The 15,860-nt window shown below is 72.1% G+C and carries 18 protein-coding genes; 17 read left to right on the top strand and 1 reads right to left on the bottom strand.

Features of this window, described 5'->3' with window-relative positions:
• From E1293_RS48820 to E1293_RS33315, 8 genes are all read left to right on the top strand, one after another.
• Nucleotides 1–1,765, top strand: a 1,765-nt coding sequence (locus E1293_RS48820) for a serine/threonine-protein kinase (protein ID WP_207939235.1), incomplete at its 5' end; no start/stop codon positions are given.
• 65 nt (nucleotides 1,766–1,830) lie between these two features.
• Nucleotides 1,831–2,469: a histidine phosphatase family protein gene (locus E1293_RS33345; RefSeq protein WP_132201730.1), complete on the top strand. Its 639-nt coding sequence runs from the start codon at nucleotides 1,831–1,833 to the stop codon at nucleotides 2,467–2,469.
• A gap of 50 nt (nucleotides 2,470–2,519) precedes the next feature.
• Nucleotides 2,520–3,113, top strand: coding sequence for a TlpA family protein disulfide reductase (locus E1293_RS33340; protein ID WP_132201728.1), 594 nt, complete (start codon nucleotides 2,520–2,522; stop codon nucleotides 3,111–3,113).
• Entirely contained in the window at nucleotides 3,110–3,853 is a 744-nt protein-coding gene (locus E1293_RS33335; RefSeq protein ID WP_132201726.1) for a cytochrome c biogenesis CcdA family protein, read from the top strand. The genes E1293_RS33340 and E1293_RS33335 overlap by 4 nt, the downstream gene beginning before the upstream one ends.
• 1 nt (nucleotide 3,854) lies before the next feature.
• Entirely contained in the window at nucleotides 3,855–5,558 is a 1,704-nt protein-coding gene (gene resB / locus E1293_RS33330; RefSeq protein ID WP_132201724.1) for a cytochrome c biogenesis protein ResB, read from the top strand.
• Nucleotides 5,559–5,562: 4 nt separating this feature from the next.
• On the top strand, nucleotides 5,563–6,531 hold the full coding sequence (gene ccsB, locus E1293_RS33325; RefSeq protein ID WP_132201722.1) for a c-type cytochrome biogenesis protein CcsB: 969 nt from the start codon (nucleotides 5,563–5,565) through the stop codon (nucleotides 6,529–6,531).
• A gap of 137 nt (nucleotides 6,532–6,668) precedes the next feature.
• Nucleotides 6,669–7,643: a hypothetical protein gene (locus tag E1293_RS33320; RefSeq protein ID WP_132201720.1), complete on the top strand. Its 975-nt coding sequence runs from the start codon at nucleotides 6,669–6,671 to the stop codon at nucleotides 7,641–7,643.
• A 50-nt stretch (nucleotides 7,644–7,693) separates the two neighbouring features.
• Entirely contained in the window at nucleotides 7,694–8,014 is a 321-nt protein-coding gene (locus E1293_RS33315; RefSeq protein WP_132201718.1) for a hypothetical protein, read from the top strand.
• Between the two features lie 110 nt (nucleotides 8,015–8,124).
• Here the strand turns inward: E1293_RS33315 and E1293_RS33310 are convergent, their stop codons facing one another.
• Complete coding sequence (locus E1293_RS33310; protein WP_132201716.1) at nucleotides 8,125–8,331, bottom strand: BldC family transcriptional regulator; 207 nt, start codon at nucleotides 8,329–8,331, stop codon at nucleotides 8,125–8,127.
• Between the two features lie 259 nt (nucleotides 8,332–8,590).
• Between E1293_RS33310 and E1293_RS33305 the strand changes: the two genes are divergently transcribed.
• The 9 genes from E1293_RS33305 to nuoE all read left to right on the top strand — a co-directional run.
• Complete coding sequence (locus E1293_RS33305) at nucleotides 8,591–9,559, top strand: threonine ammonia-lyase (RefSeq protein WP_132201714.1); 969 nt, start codon at nucleotides 8,591–8,593, stop codon at nucleotides 9,557–9,559.
• 45 nt (nucleotides 9,560–9,604) lie between these two features.
• Nucleotides 9,605–9,862: a DUF4229 domain-containing protein gene (locus E1293_RS33300; RefSeq protein WP_132201712.1), complete on the top strand. Its 258-nt coding sequence runs from the start codon at nucleotides 9,605–9,607 to the stop codon at nucleotides 9,860–9,862.
• A 49-nt stretch (nucleotides 9,863–9,911) separates the two neighbouring features.
• Nucleotides 9,912–10,628, top strand: coding sequence for a demethylmenaquinone methyltransferase (locus tag E1293_RS33295; RefSeq protein WP_132201710.1), 717 nt, complete (start codon nucleotides 9,912–9,914; stop codon nucleotides 10,626–10,628).
• 134 nt (nucleotides 10,629–10,762) lie between these two features.
• Nucleotides 10,763–12,019, top strand: a complete 1,257-nt coding sequence (locus E1293_RS33290) for a geranylgeranyl reductase family protein (RefSeq protein WP_132201708.1) — start codon at nucleotides 10,763–10,765, stop codon at nucleotides 12,017–12,019.
• A gap of 159 nt (nucleotides 12,020–12,178) precedes the next feature.
• Nucleotides 12,179–12,538 (top strand): NADH-quinone oxidoreductase subunit A, encoded by a 360-nt coding sequence (locus E1293_RS33285; RefSeq protein WP_132201706.1) that lies wholly within the window; start codon nucleotides 12,179–12,181, stop codon nucleotides 12,536–12,538.
• A 1-nt stretch (nucleotide 12,539) separates the two neighbouring features.
• Nucleotides 12,540–13,085, top strand: a complete 546-nt coding sequence (locus E1293_RS33280; RefSeq protein ID WP_132201704.1) for a NuoB/complex I 20 kDa subunit family protein — start codon at nucleotides 12,540–12,542, stop codon at nucleotides 13,083–13,085.
• Nucleotide 13,086: 1 nt separating this feature from the next.
• Nucleotides 13,087–13,833: an NADH-quinone oxidoreductase subunit C gene (locus E1293_RS33275; protein WP_132201702.1), complete on the top strand. Its 747-nt coding sequence runs from the start codon at nucleotides 13,087–13,089 to the stop codon at nucleotides 13,831–13,833.
• Nucleotides 13,830–15,176 (top strand): NADH-quinone oxidoreductase subunit D, encoded by a 1,347-nt coding sequence (locus tag E1293_RS33270; protein WP_132201700.1) that lies wholly within the window; start codon nucleotides 13,830–13,832, stop codon nucleotides 15,174–15,176. Before E1293_RS33275 ends, E1293_RS33270 begins: the two co-directional genes overlap by 4 nt.
• A partial coding sequence (gene nuoE, locus E1293_RS33265; protein ID WP_132201698.1) for an NADH-quinone oxidoreductase subunit NuoE occupies nucleotides 15,173–15,860 on the top strand: 688 nt, incomplete at its 3' end. The genes E1293_RS33270 and nuoE, both read left to right, overlap by 4 nt.

Genomic DNA, 15,860 nt, shown 5'->3' with positions numbered 1-15,860 from the left:
GGCGGGCGGAGGGTCTGTGGACGGCGAGTGGCGGGTCGAGGGGTTCGCGGAGGTGCGGGCGCTCGGCGCGGGCGCCCAGGGGCGCGTGGTGCTGGCCCGGCACGAGGCGTCCGGGACGCCCGTCGCGATCAAGTACCTGGCCGCCCGCGCGGACGAGGCCGACCGGGAGCGGCTGCGGCACGAGGCCCGCATGCTCGGCCAGGCGAACAGCCCGCACGTGGCGCGGCTCTTCCGGCTCGTCGAGGGGCCGGACACCGCCGCGATCATCATGGAGGCCGTCGACGGGGTCTCCCTCAAGGACGTGCTGGAGCGGCACGGGGCGCTCGGCCCCGAGGCGGCGCTGACCGTCCTCAAGGGCTCCCTGCTGGGGCTGGCGGCCGCGCACGCGGTCGGCGTCGTCCACCGCGACTACAAGCCCGCGAACGTGGTCGTCCCCGCCGACGGGCGCAGCCGCCTCGTCGACTTCGGCATCGCCGCCCCGGCCGGCGAGGAGGCCGGCGGCGCCGGGACCCCGTACTACATGGCGCCCGAGCAGTGGAGCCGGCACGTCGCCACGCCTGCGTCCGACGTGTACGCGGCGACCTGCGTGTTCGTCGAGTGCGTCACCGGGCGGCGGCCCTACGCCGGCGGCCGCGCCGAGCTGATGCGGGCGCACCTCGCCGGGGACGTCCCGGTCGCGGACGTGCCCGAGGCGCTGCGGCCGCTCGTCCTGCGCGGGATGGCCACGGAGCCGGCGGACCGCCCGGCTGGCGCCGCCGCGTTCGTGGACGACCTGGAGCGCGACGCCCGCGCGGCCTACGGCGCGGACTGGGAGGCCCGCGGCGGCACGGACCTCGCCGCGTCCGCCGTCGCGCTGGCCGCGCTGTTCCCACTGGCCGCCCTGCTGGTCCCGGGGGCGGCCGGCACCGCGGGCGCGGCCGGAGCGGGGACGGCGACGGCGTCCACCGCGGGCAAGATCGCGGGGATGTCCGCGGTGAAGGCGTTCCTCGGCAGCGGCGCGGGCATGTCCGCCGTGGCGGTCGGGACGGCCGCGGTCGTCGGGGCGGGCGCTTTCGCCGTCCAGCAGGGCACCAAGGACGGCCCGGCGCCGCGGCCGTCCGCGACGGTCAGGGTCGCGGCCGACGTCGCGGACGTGCGGCCGTGCGTCACCGAGGCGCCGGGCGGGACCGGCACACCCTCCGGGGGCCCCGCGAAGGTGACACTCCCGGCCCAGGTCAAGCTGCCGAAGAACGCCGCCGTGTACCGGTCCGGCCAGGGGCTGCTGATCGGTCCAGCGGGGGCCCGGTGCGAGGGGTCGATGGGCGCGAACGGCGGCTCCAGCACGATCGGCGACTTCGGGACGGCGCAGGTCACCCAGGTCTGGCAGGGCTCGATCGGCGGCGTCCGGAGCCAGCTCTGCGAGTACTTCCCGGACTCCGCGCAGGCGCGGCGGGAACGGGCGCAGGGCAACGAGTGCACGAGCATCCTCGGCAACTGGGAGCCGCTGGAGACGGGCGTCCCCGGCGTCCAGGCCATGATCACCCGCGGGCCGGGCACCGACGATCTTCCGCCGTCGCCCGCCGTGAAGGCGGAGGTGGCGGTCCTGACGCCGCAGGGCACGGCGTCGCCGATCAGCTGCGTCGCCCCGGCGGCGAACGCCGGCATCTGCAAGTCGGCCCTCGTCTACTGGTACATCCAGGCGCTCGGGGACGCCAAGCCCGCCGCGGCCGACCTCGACCGGGCCGCCGAGCGCATCGCCGGGTACGTGGACGCCACCCGCATCTGAGCCGTCCCCGCACAGGCGGGACCGGCGGCCGGACAGGAACGCGGCGCGGGTAATCTGGCGTCGCGATGACTGAGACGACTACCGTTCACCTGCTGCGGCACGGTGAGGTGCACAATCCCGAAGGCATCCTGTACGGGCGGCTGCCCGGCTACCGCCTCAGCGAGGACGGCGTCCTCATGGCGAAGGCCGCCGCCAGATGGTTCGCCGACCGGGACGTCACCGCGCTGTTCTCCTCGCCGATGCAGCGGGCACTGGAGACGGCGGCGCCGCTCGCCGACGCGCTGGACCTGCCCGTCACGGTGGACGACCGCCTCATCGAGGCCGACAACCACTTCGAGGGCCTGACGTTCGGCGCCGGGGCCGGCTCGCTGCGCCGCCCCGAGCACTGGCGGCACCTCGCCAACCCCTTCCGGCCCTCCTGGGGCGAGCCGTACCGGCAGCTCGCCGCCCGGATGCGCGCCGCCGTGGTCCGGGCGCGGGAGGCGGCGCGCGGCCACGAGGCCGTGTGCGTCAGCCACCAGCTGCCGATCTGGATCCTGCGGCTGCACGCCGAGCACCGCCGCCTGTGGCACCACCCGAACCGGCGGGAGTGCTCGCTGGCGAGCCTCACGAGCCTGACGTTCGCGGGCAGCCGGCTCGTCGAGGTCGCCTACTGCGAGCCCGCGGCCGGGATCGCGCAGGGCCCCAGTGTCGCGGGTGCCTGACCGCACCGCTAAGTTGTAGTACTACGTCTCGTAGTAGTAGGAGGGTCCTGGTGAACCCCCGCCGAACGCCCCCGCTTCGCGCCGCCGCGGCCGCCGCGGCGCTGTGCGGGCTGCTGGCCGGCTGCGCCGGGACCGACGCCGCCGGCAGCGGGCCGGACGGCGGCGACAACCGGTTCATCTCCGGCGACGGGAACGTGACGCAGTACAAGGCCGGCGATCGCAAGAGCGTCCAGAGCGTGGCGGGGGAGACCCTCGACGGCAAGGCGTTCAAGCTGACCGGCCTCAACGGCAAGGTCGCCGTGGTCAACTTCTGGGCGTCGTGGTGCGCGCCGTGCCGCGGCGAGGCGCCGTCCCTCCAGCACGTCTACGACGAGAGCAAGGCGAAGGGCGTCGAGTTCCTCGGCGTCAACTTCAAGGACTCCAAGGCCAACGCGCAGGCGTTCGAGCGCAAGTTCAAGGTCACCTACCCGAGCCTGTTCGACGCGGACGGCCAGGCCACGCTGGCGTTCCGGGAGGTCCCGCCGAGCGCGATCCCGAGCACGCTCGTGCTGGACCGGCAGGGCCGCGTCGCCGCCCGCATCATCGGCGCCACGACCTACTCCAAGCTCAGCTCCCTGGTCGCCAAGGTGCTCGCGGAACAGTGAGCACGCTCAACGAGACGGTCGTCAGCGGGTCGCTGGTGGCGGCGGCGCCGCTGGCGGCGCTCGCCGGGCTCGTCTCGTTCGCCTCGCCGTGCGTCCTGCCGCTCGTGCCCGGCTACCTGTCCTACGTCACCGGCATGACCGGCGTCGACCTGGCCGAGCAGCGGCGCGGACGGCTCCTCGCCGGCGCCCTGCTGTTCATCGCGGGCTTCAGCCTCGTGTTCGTCAGCTACGGCGTGGTCTTCGGCGGGCTCGGCCGCTGGCTGCTGGAGTACCAGGACACGATCACCCGGGTCCTCGGCGTCGTCACGATCGTGTTCGGCCTCGCGTTCATGGGCCTGGTCCCCGGCCTGCAGCGGACGGTGAAGTCCGGGCGGCTGCCGGCGGCCGGGCTCGCGGGGGCGCCGCTCCTCGGCGTCCTGTTCGGGCTCGGCTGGACGCCGTGCATCGGCCCGACGCTCGGCGCGGTGCAGGGCCTCGCGATCACCGAGGCCAGCGCCGCGCGCGGCGCGCTGTTGTCGCTGGCGTACTGTGCGGGTCTCGGCCTGCCGTTCGTGGCGACCGCGCTGGCCTACCGCCACGCGCTCGGCGCGTTCGGCGCCGTGAAGCGCCACTACCCCCTGGTCATGCGGATCGGCGGGGGGATGCTCGTCCTCATCGGGGTGCTGCTCGTGAGCGGCCTGTGGGGTGACCTGACCATCGAGCTGAGGTCGTGGATCAGCGGCTTCGAACCGGTGATTTGAGATGACTGACACCAAGGAATCCAGCACGGAGGAACCGGGTACCGACCCGGGCACCGCGGCCCCCGCCGCGCGGCAGGCGCCCGGGGAGGTGCCGCGCCCCACGGGCATCGGCCCGCTCGGCTGGCTGCGGTGGGGCTGGCGGCAGCTCACCACGATGCGCACCGCGCTGATCCTGCTGTTCCTGGTGGCGCTCGGCGCGGTGCCGGGGTCGGTCCTGCCGCAGCGGGGGCAGGCGCCCGAGAAGGTCGTCGCCTACCTGGACGAGCACAAGACGCTCGGGCCGTGGCTCGACAAGTTCTCCATGTTCGACGTGTTCGCCGCGCCCTGGTTCGCGGCGATCTACATCCTGCTGTTCGTCTCGCTGGCCGGCTGCGTCATCCCGCGCGCGTTCAAGCACTACAAGTCGATGCGGGCGCGGCCCCCGGCGGCGCCGCGCAACCTGGGGCGGCTGCCGCAGTCGCAGACGTACGAGACCGACGCGTCCCCGGACGACGTCCTCGCCGAGGCCCGCAAGGTGCTGCGCGGGCGCCGGTTCCGGGTGGACGTGTCCGGCGGCGCCGCGTCCGCCGAGAAGGGCTACCTGGGCGAGTCGGGCAACCTGCTCTTCCACCTGGCGCTGCTGGCGCTGCTGTTCGCGCTCGGCCTCGGCAACCTGTTCGGCTACCGGGGGAACGTCCTGCTGATGGAGGGCAAGACGTTCGCCAACTCGCTCGGCCTGTACGACCAGTTCACGCCGGGACGCGCGTTCAGCGGCGGCGAGCTGGCCCCGTTCACGGTCACGCTGGACGACTTCAAGGTGCGGTACGAGGCCAAGGGCGACAAGCGCGGCCAGGCCACCTCGTTCGACGCCCACATCCGCTACCGGGCCACCCCGGACGGCAAGGAGAAGCCCTGGGACCTGCGGATCAACCATCCGCTGAAGGTCGGCGGCGCGAAGGTGTACCTGCTCGGCCACGGGTACGCGCCGAAGTTCACCGTCCGGGACGCCAAGGGCAACGTCGCGTTCCAGGACACGGTGCCGTTCCTGGAGATGGAGCCGCGGAACATGACGTCCGAAGGCGTCATCAAGGTCCCGGACGCGCAGCCCGACCAGCTCGCCTTCTACGCGATCCTGTGGCCGACGGCCGTCGCCAGCGAGGACGGCAAGCAGATCGTCTCGGCGTTCCCCGGGCCGATCCGCCCGGTCGTCACGGTCACCTCGTTCAAGGGCGACATCGGGCTGGACACCGGCACCCCCCAGTCGGTCTACAAGCTGGAGGGCGTCGGCAAGACGCTGCGGCCCGTCAAGGGCGGCCAGAAGCTGCTGGAGCCGGGGGAGAGCTTCAAGCTGCCCGACGGGTCCGGGACGATCACGTTCGACGGGCTCAAGGAGTGGACGAGCCTGTCGGTCAACCGCGACCCGGGACGCATCCCCGCGCTGCTCGCGGCCATCCTCGCGGTGCTCGGCGTGGCGACCTCGTTCATGGTCCGGCGGCGCAGGGTGTGGGTCCGTGCGAGCGCCGGAGAGGGCGGGCGTACGGTGGTCGAGGTCGGCGGTCTCACGCTGGGGAACCCGACCTCGGAGTTCGACGACATCGTGACCGCGCTGCGCGGTCCGGACGAGGAACCGGGCGCCGAGCCCGATCCCGAATCCGGGTCCGAGCCGGGTGGGACCGACCCCGACGCCGATCGCCCATCGGGGCCGGCGACCGAACCGAAGGAGTGACGAGGTGAGCAACGCCGACCTCGCGAACCTGAGCGACAAGCTCATGCTGACCACCGTGGTGATGTACATCATCGCGCTGGTCGCCTACGCCGCCGATCTGGGCTTCGGCCGCCGCCGCGCGGCGGTCGCCGAGCAGGCCGAGGCGAAGGTCCTGGTGGGCGCCGCCGGCGCCGAGGCCACCGAGTCCGCCGAGGCCGCCCCCGGGGTGGACGACGCGCCCGAGCGTCCCGCGGTGGACTGGATCCGGCTCGCCGTCCTGCTGAACGTGCTCGGCTGGGGCGCGCACCTCGGCGTGCTGGTGACCCGCGGGCTGGCCGCGAACCGGTGGCCGTGGGGGAACATGTACGAGTTCCTCACCGCCATCTCGTTCGCCGCCGTCACCGCGTTCATCGTCGTGATGATCCGCTACAAGGCCCAGTTCCTCGGCGCCTTCGTGATGGCCGCCGCGGTCATCGCGCTCGGCGTCGCCAACATCTGGCTGTACGACTCGGTGGGCCCGGTCAGCCCCGCGCTGAACTCCTACTGGATCGCCATCCACGTGACCGCCGCGATCATCGCGACCGGCTCGTTCACCGTCGCGGGCGCCGCCACGATCCTGTACCTGGTCAAGGACCGGGCGGAGTCGCGCGGCAAGGTCGCCGCGGGCGGCGTCCTGTCCCGCGTCCCGTCCGTGGAGAACCTCGACCGGCTGTCGATGCGGGTCACGATGTTCGCGTTCCCGATCTGGACGGCCGCGATCATCATGGGCGCCATCTGGGCCGACCAGGCGTGGGGCCGCTACTGGGGCTGGGACCCGAAGGAGGTCTGGTCCTTCATCACCTGGGTCATCTACGCCGCCTACCTGCACGCGCGCGCGACGGCGGGGTGGAAGGGCCGCAAGGCCGCGATCCTGTCGATGGTCGCGTTCGCCGCGCTGATGTTCAACTTCTTCGGCGTGAACTACATGTTCTCCGGCATGCACTCCTACGCCTGACCGGCGCCGGCCGGGCCCATGCCCGTGACTCCCCGGGATGACGGCGTGTCGGGTTCGGGCTTACCCTGCCTCCGGGGGCCCGGTCGCGCGGCGCACGCCGCGCGGCACCCCGCGGGTCCCGCTGACTGAGGAGCCCGATGCGCTTCAAAGGCGTGCACCGAAAGCCCCGGGAGCCGCGCCCCCGGGAAGGCTTCCGCGGCGGCCGGCCGCGTCCGGACGAGCTGTCGTACGCCCCGTCCCCGCCCGACTCGGGGCAGGTGCGGCCGCGCAGCAACCAGCCCCGCGACCGGTTCGGCCGGTTCCGCAAGGCGGGCCGCGACGACGACTACGCGCTCGGGCCGGACGGTCCGGACTCCCCCGTCGACACCGCGGGCGGCCCGCGCGGGCTGACCGGCCGGTTCGGGCGGCGCGGGCACGGCAAGGGGCGGGCGGGCGACCTCTCCTGGCGCGACTTCGAGCTGGACGACGACCGGCCGCGGGTCGAGCCGTACCCGCCGGGCACGCCGCGCGCCGCCGACGGCCGCCGCAACTGCGGCGTCCTGGAGAGCGTCCTGCACCGGCAGTGGGACCTCCGGGAGGGGCCGCCGACACCCGAGGTGATCGGGGCCGTGGACAGCCTGGCCGGGCTGCCGGACGCGCTGAAGGAGAAGCTCGCGAGCGGGCTGGACGGCATCTACGTCGGCCCCGGCGGCGTCCCGCAGCTGGACGACATGGGCCACCTGCGCGACCGTCCGCTGCCGTCCGGCCGGGCCACCTGGGACATCTGCGCCGGCGCCTACGGCGACCGCAAGATCGTCGTGGGCGACCGGCCGTCCCCGACCCCGGACGTGATGCTGCACGAGGTCGGGCACGCGCTCGACGACATCGACGGCGACGACGGCGAGTGGACGTCCGACAGCCCCGCGTTCCGCAAGCTGTACGAGGAGTGCCTGCCGCATCTGGCGAGCGGGTTCCACAAGCAGCCGGACGCGCTCGGCCGCCGCGAGTTCTTCGCCGACGCGTTCGCCGCGATCTCCTCCCGGCAGCGGCCGGCCCTGGTGGATATGCTCGCCGGCAACATCCGGACGGCCCTTGAGGTCATGCTCTTCTTCAACCGCAGGTACGGGATCTAGGACACCGCGATGGCAGGGCGCGCGAGGACAGACGGCGAAGGTGAGCGACGATGTACGTGATCCGGCTTCCCGATGGCACGCTCCGGGTACCCCACAGCGTGGTCGCCGACGCCGGTGAGGCCGACGCCGGTGAGGCCGGTGTCGCTGAATCCGGTGCCGATGTCGGCGAGTCCGGGGCCGCGGCGCGCGAGGGGCGGATCATCGCGGACGCCTACGTCGAGATCGGACCGGACGACCCCGACTACGACCGGCTGCTGCACGAGTCGCTCACCGAGGAGGAGCTGGCGGACCGGCGGCGCCGGTGGCGGGACGAGGACGCGGACCTGCTCCGCCGGTTCGAGGAGTGGAAGGCGGGGGATCCGCAGGAGTGAGGCGGGCCGCGGGGGCGTGGCGGGCCGCGGAGCGGGGGCGTGGAAGGATGCCCGGCCGCCCGGGCGGAGGACTGCCTTCGGCGCGGCGGTCCGGGCGGCTCAGGACCTCGTCAGCGGGCCGAATGCTCGACGGCGACGGGCTCGTCGCCGCGCAGCAGCGCGTGCACCTCGGACTCGCGGAAGCGCCGGTGGCCCCCCGGAGTGCGGATGCTGCTGATCCGGCCCGCGGCGGCCCACCGGGTGACCGTCTTCGGGTCGACCCGGAAGAGGGCGGCGACCTCTCCTGGGGTCAGCAGGCGCTCGCTCGTGCTCTCCACGTTTTCTCTCCCCCTTTGTCCCGCTCTCGGCGCGGGTGGACTGTTTAACAGTGTGGCGGGTCAAGACCGATTTCTCCCTTGTTTTCGCAAAAGATCACCGACGGTAGTTCGCCGAGCTGGCGCGATTACCAATAGTGATTGCCGCATGGGTCACAGGGGGCACGCTGACCCCGTTTGACCTGCCAAGTCACGCTTGGAACGGCCTCTCGGCGGCCCCTTCGCGGCGCCGCCGCACGGCGCGCGAAGTAGTCTCCGGAACATGTCCGATCTTGTTTCGCTGCCGGAGATCGAGCGGGCCGCCGAGCGCATCGCGGGCGTCGCCGTGCGGACCCCGCTCGTCCCGTTTCCCCGCGACCCCGCCGCCGGGCCGGCGCTGCTGGTGAAGGCCGAGTCGCTGCAGCCGATCGGCGCTTTCAAGGTGCGGGGCGCGTACTCGGCCATCGCATCGCTCGACCCGGCGGACCGCGGCCGCGGCGTCGTCACGCACTCCAGCGGCAACCACGCGCAGGCCGTCGCGTACGCGGCCCGTGCCCTCGGCACCAAGGCCGTCCTGGTCATGCCGCACAACGCCCCGGCCGTGAAGGTCGACGCGTGCATCGCGCTCGGCGCCGAGGTCGTCTACGTCGAGCCGACCATGCAGGCCCGCGCGGAGACGGCGGGCAAGCTCGCCTCCGCGCACGGCTTCACGATGATCCCGCCCTTCGACGACGCCCGGGTCATCGCGGGCCAGGGCACCGCCGGGCTGGAGATCGTCCAGGACCGCCCGGACGTGGACGTCGTGCTCGTCCCGGTCAGCGGCGGCGGCCTGATCGCCGGCGTCTCCGCCGCCGTCAAGGCGCTGCGCCCCGAGGCCAGGATCATCGGCGTCGAGCCCGAGCTCGCCGCCGACGCCCGCGACTCGATGGCCGCGGGACGCCCGGTCGCCTGGGAGGCGGCGGACACCGGCCGCACCATCGCCGACGCCCTGCGCGTCCAGCAGGTCGGCGACCTGCCCTTCGCGCACATGCGCGCGCACGTGGACGGCATCGTCACCGTCACCGAGGACGAGATCCGCCGGGCGATGCGCCGCCTCGCCCGCGAGACCCGCCTCATCGCCGAGCCCGCGGGCGCCGTGGCCACCGCCGCCTACCTCTACCACCGCCCCGCCCTCCCCGAGGCGAGCACCTACGTCTCGATACTTTCGGGCGGAAATGTGGACCCGTCCCTTCTGCTGGAGGTCCTGAAGTGACCCCCGGCGGAGATCACTGAACTCCGGGGATACCCTCGAAGGGTCATGCGTTCCGTCATCTTCTACACCGCCGCGCGGCTGGCGATCTTCGGGGCCACCGCGGGGGTGCTCGCGCTCTTCGGGGCCCGCGGGTTCCTGCTCCTGCTGCTGGCGCTGCTGATCAGCGGGATCGTCAGCTACGTCCTGCTGTCCGCGCAGCGCGACCGGATGTCCGCCGTGGTCGTCCGGGGCGTGCGCGCGCAGCGCGACAGGTTCGAGAAGTCGGTCACCAAGGAGGACGGGGCGCGTCCCCGCACCGACTGACCGCGAGCCCGCGCGTCCGCGGCCCCGCCGCTCCTTCTAGGGTGGGTCCATGACCCGCGCTTCCCTCGACAAGCAGCCCGCCGACGTCGCGGCGATGTTCGACGGCACCGCCGAGCGGTACGACCTGCTGAACATGCTGATGACCGGCGGACTGGACCGGCGGTGGCGGCGGCAGGTCGTCCGGGCGGTGGCGGCGGCACCGGGCGAGCGGATCCTCGACCTCGCGGCCGGGACGGGCACCTCGTCGGTGCCGTTCGCCGAGGCCGGGGCCGACACGGTCGCGTGCGACTTCTCGCTCGGCATGCTGCGCGTCGGGGTGCGCCGGCACGGCCGGGGGCGGCCGGCGGGCGTCGAGGGGCTGAGCTTCGTGGCGGGGGACGCGCTGCGGCTGCCGTTCGCGGACGGCTCGTTCGACGCCGTCACGATCTCGTTCGGGCTGCGCAACGTCGCCGACACGGGCCGGGCGCTGCGCGAGCTGCGCCGGGTCGCGAGGCCGGGCGGGCGGCTGCTGGTCTGCGAGGTCAGCCACCCCCCGAACACGCTGCTGGCGCTCGGCCACAAGACGCATCTCCGGTACGGGCTGCCGCTGCTGGCACGGGTCAGCTCCAATCCCGACTCCTACCGCTACCTGGCCGAGTCGACGCTGGCCTGGCCCGACCAGGCGGCGCTCGCACGGCTGATCCAGGACGCGGGCTGGGGGAGCGTGCGCTGGCGCGACCTCACGTTCGGGGTGGCCGCGATGCACCACGCCGTCAACCCCGGCTGACACGACCCGGCCGGTGGGCCGGGACCGGTCCAAACCCGGACCGCCCCAGAAGTACCCACCAGTCGTGATAAAGGAATAGACTCCCCACGGATCCTTGTGAAGTACTTCACAAGCGAACGAGCGAAGGAACCATCGTGACCGACTCCACCCGACACGCGGACGCCATCGTCGTCGGGGCAGGCCCCGCCGGATCGGCGACCGCCTACTGGCTCGCCCAGGCCGGCCTGGACGTGTTCCTGCTGGAGAAGGCGACCTTCCCGCGCGACAAGATCTGCGGCGACGGGCTCACCCCGCGCGCCGTCCGCGCCCTCATCGGCATGGGCGTCGACATCAACGACCCCGGCTGGGGACGCAACAAGGGCCTGCGCATCTACGGCGGCGGCGTGAAGGTCGAGCTGCCCTGGCCCGAGCTGGCGTCCTTCCCCGATTTCGGGCTCGTCCGCAAGCGCACCGACCTCGACCAGCTCCTCGCCGAGCACGCGGCGAAGGCCGGCGCGCACCTGCTGCAGGGCTGCAACGTCACCGGACCCATCCTGGACGAGCGCACCGACCGCATCATCGGCGTCACCGCCGACCACGAAGGCGACGCGATCGAGTTCCGCGCGCCGCTGGTCGTGGCCGCGGACGGCAACTCGACCCGGCTGTCGCTCGCCATGGGCCTGCGCCGCCGCGAGGACCGCCCGATGGGCGTCGCGGTCCGCCGCTACTTCGAGACGCCGCGCCACGACGACGCGTTCATGGAGGCGTGGCTGGAACTGTGGGACGGCGAGCGCCTCCTCCCCGGCTACGGCTGGGTGTTCGGCGTCGGCGACGGGACGTCCAACGTCGGGCTCGGCCTGCTCAACACCAGCAAGGCGTTCCAGAGCGTCGACTACCGGGGCATGCTGAAGCGCTGGTGCGCGCAGATGCCGGAGGACTGGCAGTTCGACGAGGACCACGCGACGTCGAAGATCCGCGGCGCCGCGCTGCCGATGGGCTTCAACCGGCAGCCGCACTACACCCGCGGGATGCTGCTCGTCGGCGACGCCGGCGGCATGATCAACCCGTTCAACGGCGAGGGCATCGACTACGCGCTGGAGTCCGGGCGGCTCGCCGCCGACATCATGGTGCAGGCGCTCGCCCGCCGGACCCCCGCGCAGCGCGAGCGCACGCTGTACGAGTACCCGCGCATCCTGAAGGACGAGCACGGCGGCTACTTCACCCTCGCCCGGCTGTTCGTGCACGCCATCGGCGACCCGCGGATCATGAAGTTCCTGACCTCGCACGGCCTGCCGCACCCGACGCTGATGCGGTTCACGATGAAGCTCCTCGCGAACCTCACCGACCCGAAGGGCGGGGACGCGATGGACCGCGTCATCAACGCGATGCAGAAGGTGGCGCCCGCGGCATGAACCAGCGCGCTCGTTTCAAGCTTCCGCAGGTGAGCGGACTACAGTGCAGTACCCGACCCCCTGAGAGGGGACCGCTATTGATCACCTTGGCTAGGGTGGCGGGTCGCGGGCGGCCCGTCCCGTACAACGTCGCAGGTTCCGAGGAGAGGCCGTAGAGATATGGATCTCTATATTCCGATCATCGTGCTCGGGGTGCTCGCCTTCGCCTTCGCCGCCGGCTCGGTGGGGATGGCCGCGCTGACCGGGCCCAAGCGGTGGAACCGCGCCCGGCTGGACGCCTACGAGTGCGGCATCGAGCCGACCCCGCAGCCGGTCGGAGGCGGGCGCTTTCCGGTCAAGTACTACCTGACGGCGATGCTGTTCATCGTCTTCGACATTGAGATCATCTTCCTTTACCCCTGGGCGGTCGCGTTCGACCGGATGGGGCTGTTCGGCCTTGTCGAGATGGTCCTTTTCATCGTCACCGTGCTCGTGGCGTACGCCTACATCTGGCGGCGCGGCGGTCTGGAGTGGGACTGACATGGGTCTAGAAGAGAAACTCCCCAGCGGCTTCCTGCTGACCACGGTCGAGAAGGTCGCCGGCGCGGCGCGCAGCGCCTCGATGTGGCCGGCGACGTTCGGCCTGGCCTGCTGCGCGATCGAGATGATGGCGACCGGCGACCCCCGGCACGACTTCTCCCGGTGGGGGATGGAGCGTGCCTCGGCGACGCCGCGGCAGGCCGACCTGATGATCGTCGCGGGCCGGGTGAGCCAGAAGATGGCGCCGGTGCTGCGGCAGATCTACGACCAGATGACCGAGCCGAAGTGGGTCATCGCGATGGGCGTGTGCGCCTCGTCCGGCGGCATGTTCAACAACTACGCGATCGTGCAGGGCGTGGACCACGTCGTCCCGGTGGACATCTACCTGCCGGGCTGCCCGCCGCGGCCGGAGATGCTGCTGGACGCGATCATGAAGCTGCACGACAAGATCAACAATTCCAAGCTCGGGGCGCAGCGCGTGCAGCAGATCGCCGAGCTGGAAGAGGCCAAGCGCCGCCGGTTGCCGCTGCTCGGACAGGGAGCGTGACATGAGTTCCCAGAACCCTGAGCAGCAGGCGGAGCAGGGCGCCGACAAGCTCCCCGCGCAGACCGGGGAGGAGCGCCGCGAGCAGCCGGTCGCCCGCAAGGGCATGTTCGGCGCGCGGACGACCGGCGACACCTCCGGCTACGGCGGGCTGGTCGTCCGGCAGAGCCCGAAGGTGTCGGCGCAGCGCCCCTACGGCGGGCCCGGCGGCGCGGCCGAGGCCGGCGAGTTCGACGAGATCGCCGACGAGCTGGAGCGCGCCGTCCCCGATTTCGGGGACGCCATCGAGCGGGTCGTCGTGGACCGCGGCGAGCTGACGTTCTTCGTCAAGCGCGAGCACCTGGCCACCGTCGCGAAGACGATGCGGGACGAGCCGTCCCTGCGCTTCGAGCTGTGCTCGGGCGTGTCCGGCGTGCACTACCCCGACGACGAGGGCGCCGAGCTGCACTCGGTCGTGCACCTGCTGTCGATCACGCACAACCGGCGCGTCCGGCTGGAGGCGACCTGCCCGGACGCCGACCCGCACGTCCCGTCGCTGGTGCCGGTCTACCCGACGAGCGACTGGCACGAGCGCGAGACCTACGACTTCTTCGGGATCGTCTACGACGGCCACCCGGCGCTGACGCGCATCGAGATGCCCGACGACTGGGTCGGCCATCCGCAGCGCAAGGACTACCCTCTCGGCGGCATCCCGGTCGAGTACCGGGGCGCGGAGATCCCCCCACCGGACGAAAGGCGGTCGTACGTATGAGCTCCACGAAGTACACCGAGTACGACGCCTACGCGGCGGAGGAGGCGGCCGAAGGCAAGGTCTTCGACGTCGGCGGGCAGGACTGGGACCAGGTCGTCGCCGGTGCCGAGGACCTCGGCGACGAGCGGCTCGTCATCAACATGGGCCCGCAGCACCCGTCCACGCACGGCGTGCTCCGGCTGATCCTGACGCTCGACGGCGAGACGGTGAACGAGGCCCGGGTGGGCATCGGGTACCTGCACACCGGCATCGAGAAGAACATGGAGTTCCGTACCTGGACGCAGGGCACCACGTTCTGCACCCGGATGGACTACCTGGCGCCGATCTTCAACGAGACGGCGTACTGCCTGAGCGTGGAGAAGCTGCTCGGCGTCACCGAGCAGGTCCCGGAGCGGGCCCAGATCATCCGCGTGATGATGATGGAGCTGAACCGGATCTCCTCGCACCTGGTCGCGATCGCCACGTTCGGCCTCGAACTCGGCGCGACGACGGTGATGCTGAACGGGTTCATCGAGCGCGAGTACACCCTCGACCTGTTCGAGGAGATCACCGGGCTGCGGATGAACATGGCCTACGTCCGGCCGGGCGGCGTCGCGCAGGACCTGCCGAGCGGCGCCACCAGCAAGATCCGCGACTACCTGGACCGGATGCCGAAGCGGCTCCAGGCGCTGCGCAAGCTGATGGACGACAACCCCGTCTTCAAGGCGCGGACGAAGGACGTCGCCTACCTGGACCTGACCGGCTGCATGGCGCTCGGCGTCACCGGTCCCGTCCTGCGCTCGACCGGCCTGCCGTGGGACCTGCGCAAGTCGCAGCCCTACTGCGGCTACGAGGACTACGACTTCGACGTCCCGACGCAGGACACCTGCGACGTGTACGGCCGCTACCTCGTCCGGATGGACGAGATGGAGGAGTCGCTCAAGATCGTCGAGCAGTGCCTGGACCGGCTGCAGGCCGCCAAGGGCCCGGTGATGATCGAGGACAAGAAGATCGGCTGGCCGGCGCAGCTGGCGATCGGCGCGGACGGCATGGGCAACTCGCCCCGGCACATCGCGCACATCATGGGCACCTCGATGGAGGCGCTGATCCACCACTTCAAGCTGGTGACCGAGGGCTTCCGGGTGCCGGCCGGGCAGGCGTACGCGCCGATCGAGTCGCCGCGCGGCGAGCTCGGCGCCCACGTGGTCAGCGACGGCGGTACCCGCCCGTACCGCGTCCACTTCCGCGAGCCGTCCTTCGTCAACCTGCAGGCCACCCCGGCGATGAGCGAAGGCGGCATGGTCGCCGACATCATCGCCGCCGTGGCCAGCATCGACCCGGTCATGGGGGGAGTGGACCGATGACATACGAACCGGAGATTCGGGAGCGGCTGGAGGCCGACGCCAAGGCGATCATCGGCCGGTACCCGCGGCCGCGGTCGGCGCTGCTGCCGCTGCTGCACCTGGTGCAGTCCGCGGAGGGCAACGTCACCCAGGACGGCGTGGAATTCTGCGCCGAGCAGCTCGGGATCTCTCCCGCGCAGGTGATGGGCGTCGTCACGTTCTACACGCAGTACAAGCAGAAGCCGGTCGGCGAGTACCACGTCGGCGTCTGCATCAACACGCTGTGCGCCATCATGGGCGGCGACCAGATCTGGAACGAGCTGAGCGAGCACGCCGGGGCCGGGCACGACGAGACCACGGCGGACGGCAAGGTCAGCCTGGAGCGGATCGAGTGCAACGCGGCCTGCGACTTCGCGCCGGTGATGATGGTCAACTGGGAGTTCTTCGACAACATGACTCCCGAGAAGGCCAAACAGCTCGTCGACGACCTGCGCTCGGGTAAGCAAGTGCTTCCTTCGCGCGGCGCGGAGCAGCTGGCCACCTGGAAGGAGGCGTCGCGCGTGCTCGCCGGGTTCCCGGACGGACGCGCCGGCGAGGGCCTCCAGGCGGGGCCGGAGTCGCTGGTCGGCCTCAAGCTCGCGCAGCAGCGCGGCTGGGAGGCGCCTGCAAATGCAGTTGCCGGGGGGTCTGGGGGGTCGTCCCCCC

This window comes from Actinomadura darangshiensis (genome assembly GCF_004349235.1).
Classification (GTDB): domain Bacteria; phylum Actinomycetota; class Actinomycetes; order Streptosporangiales; family Streptosporangiaceae; genus Spirillospora; species Spirillospora darangshiensis.
The sequence above is the reverse complement of the archived record's forward strand: the minus strand, read 5'-3'. Positions and strand labels throughout refer to the sequence as shown.